2 protein-coding genes are annotated in these 2,025 nt (G+C 69.1%); both read right to left on the bottom strand.

What is annotated here, in order from left to right; translation table 11 throughout:
- Nucleotides 1-840, bottom strand: an 840-nt coding sequence (locus A9X05_RS21125) for an acyl-CoA dehydrogenase family protein (protein WP_067783907.1), incomplete at its 3' end; no start/stop codon positions are given.
- A gap of 2 nt (nucleotides 841-842) precedes the next feature.
- On the bottom strand, nucleotides 843-1,886 hold the full coding sequence (locus A9X05_RS21120) for an acyl-CoA dehydrogenase family protein (protein WP_067783906.1): 1,044 nt from the start codon (nucleotides 1,884-1,886) through the stop codon (nucleotides 843-845).
- Between the last annotated feature and the right edge of the window lie 139 nt (nucleotides 1,887-2,025).

Here is a 2,025-nt window from a genome sequence, read left to right as displayed (position 1 = left end):
CCGGGCCCGAGCCGACGGCGAGTCTTCGAGCCAGCCGACGCGAACGTCGTCCTCGAGGCGACGTAGCTGCGTCTTGAGCCGGCCGATCCAGTTGATGTCGCTGGGACCGCGCTCGTAGGCGAGCAGCTGGTTGGCAATGGACCAGCCCTCCCCGCGCCCGCCGAGCAGGTTGCCCGCGGGTACATCGACGTTGTCGAACGTGATCTCGGTGAACTCGCGGTTGCGCGCGGCGTTCACGATGGGCCGCACTTCGATGCCGGGCGTCGACATCGGCACCAGCAACACGGAAATGCCGGCGTGCTTCGGTGCGTCCGGCTCGGTGCGGCACAGCAGGAAGCACCAGTCGGCAACCGCACCGAAGCTCGTCCAGATCTTGCGGCCGTTGACGCGAAACATCTCACGCCCGCCTGCGTCGAGGCAATCGGCCCGGGTCTTGAGGCCGGCGAGGTCGGATCCGGCCTCGGGTTCGGAGAACCCTTGACACCAGCGCACCCGGCCCGACAATAGCCCGGGCAGCAGCGTGTCGCGCTGCTCGTCGGTTCCGAACAGGCGTAACGCGTTGCTGAGGTGACCGACGCCCTCGATGGGCGCGGCGCCGGCCCGCCCGAGCTCGTCGTTGAGGATCGCCTCGTAGACCGGCGCCTTGCCATGCCCCCCATACTCGACGGGAAAGGACAACCCGATGTAGCCGGCTTCGTAAAGCGTTTGGTGCCAGGCATTTTGCGCGTCAGCCCGCGCCGCCGGGTCGTCGGGAATCGCGGCGGCGGCGGCGTGCTCGGACAGCCACTGCCTGAGCTCGGCGCGGAACTGCGCTTCGGGTGCGCTGTCGTTGAAGTCCATGGCTAGGCGAGTTCCCGGTTCGCCAGCCGCAGCGCGGCGATGGCCTCGTAGTGCACCGTCTCGTCGCCGAACAACCGCCGGTCCAACAGCGCCCGACGCAGCCGCAGGTGTGAAACGTGCTCCCAGGTGATCGCGATGCCACCAAAGACCTGCACCGTGGTTTCCACCACCTCCCGGCCCGCGGCCGAGGCGTATGCCTTGGCCGTCATCGCCGCCAGCCGCGCCTCGTCGGCCGGCGAGTGGTCGATCGCCCACGCGGCGTGCCAGAGGCAACTCCGGGCGCCTTCGACTTGCACCAGGGCATCGGCGAGCAGATGACCCACGGCCTGAAACGAGCCGATCTTGACCCCGAATTGAGCCCGCTCGCCCGCATAGCGGACCGCGTCGTCCAGGGCACCCTGCATGATGCCGACCAGGTCGGCGGCGACGGCGGTCATCGCCAAGGACTCGACCCGCTGCCACCGTTCGTCTTCGATGGCCTCGCCGGTCACCACCGCCGAAGCGACCGAATCGGCTGGCAAACAATGGAATTCACGGGTCAGGTCCAGTCCGCGCGGGTCGGCGCCGCACAGTGGTGCGCACACCAGCCGACGTTGTCCGTCGGTGCGGGCGGTCAGTAGTCCGTGGGTGGCGCCCGCGGCGTCGAATGCCACCCCAGGTCGGTGAGCCGAGCCGAAACCCATCAAGTCGGGGCCGAGCACCGGCGCCAGCCGAAGGCGGCCTTCCGCGACGAGCTCCAGTTCCTTCTCGGCTCCGGCCGCCTCCAGGAGCTCGGTGGCCAGCACCGCCTGGCCCACCACCGGAACGGCGCTGAGGGTTCTGGCGAGTTCTTCGATCACGACGACGGTTTCGACGCCGCTCGCCTCGAGCCCGCACAGGCGCGGTGAACGCAACGTCGGCACACCGAGATCCACCAGGCGGCGCCACTGGGCGTCGAGCGCCTCGCCGGTCGGGATTTCGTCCGCGCTGGAAACCCCCACGCTCGCCCCCAGCTGCGCGGCGGTGTCGCGGAGCAGTTGCTGCTCGTCGGTAAAGGCGATCTCCATGGTCAGCGCAGGGTCATCTCCACGCTGGTGTATCCGCGCACCGTCGCGGTGAGCACGCGTTCCCGAGCCCCGATGGCGTAGTCGGGAAACCTGTCGGCGATGTACTCGAACACCAGCTGCGCCTCGCGGCGAGCCAACC

It is taken from the genome of Mycobacterium sp. E3298 (genome assembly GCF_001666895.1).
GTDB lineage: Bacteria > Actinomycetota > Actinomycetes > Mycobacteriales > Mycobacteriaceae > Mycobacterium.
The sequence above is the reverse complement of the archived record's forward strand: the minus strand, read 5'-3'. Positions and strand labels throughout refer to the sequence as shown.